This window comes from Desulfonatronum sp. SC1 (assembly GCF_003046795.1).
Classification (GTDB): domain Bacteria; phylum Desulfobacterota; class Desulfovibrionia; order Desulfovibrionales; family Desulfonatronaceae; genus Desulfonatronum.
Genome location: NZ_PZKN01000131.1, coordinates 1 through 462 on the forward strand (window position 1 = coordinate 1; position 462 = coordinate 462).

A 462-nucleotide genomic window follows, 5' to 3' on the forward strand; every position below is an offset into this window, starting at 1 on the left:
GGTTCAAAAGCATGTGGATGGAAAAATGTTCTTTCAGGATATCAATGTGCTAGGGCAGTCTCTGCGTTCTGAAGTACATGGCGAGTTAGATACACCAATCGACCAAATCGAGAGATTGAAACTTACCCATGTTCAGAACACCATCTCATTGGAGGTGCTTCCATTGAGAATGCCTTATGGTGCCAAGTTTTCATGGTTACTCGAAGGGCTTGACACCGAGTGGAGCCAGCCCACCAATACCCGCATCCTGAATTATACCAACCTGCCAACAGGCAATTATGTGCTGCGCATCAGGATGTATGACAACTCAATGTTGAATATTATCGATGAGCGGTTGATTACCATTCATAAACTGCCTCCATTTTGGGAAACATGGTGGTTTTTGTTGATTGTTACCACCTTTTTGTTGAGCGGTTTCTATCTCTCATTAAAGTATTATATTAGTCTGATACGGGAGTTGCA

General features: G+C 42.9%; 1 protein-coding gene. It reads left to right on the forward strand.

The genetic code is table 11. From position 1 onward, the window contains the following. Positions 1-25: 25 nt before the first annotated feature. Positions 26-462 (forward strand): triple tyrosine motif-containing protein (locus C6366_RS21000; protein WP_199221596.1); only part of this gene is annotated, 437 nt, incomplete at its 3' end.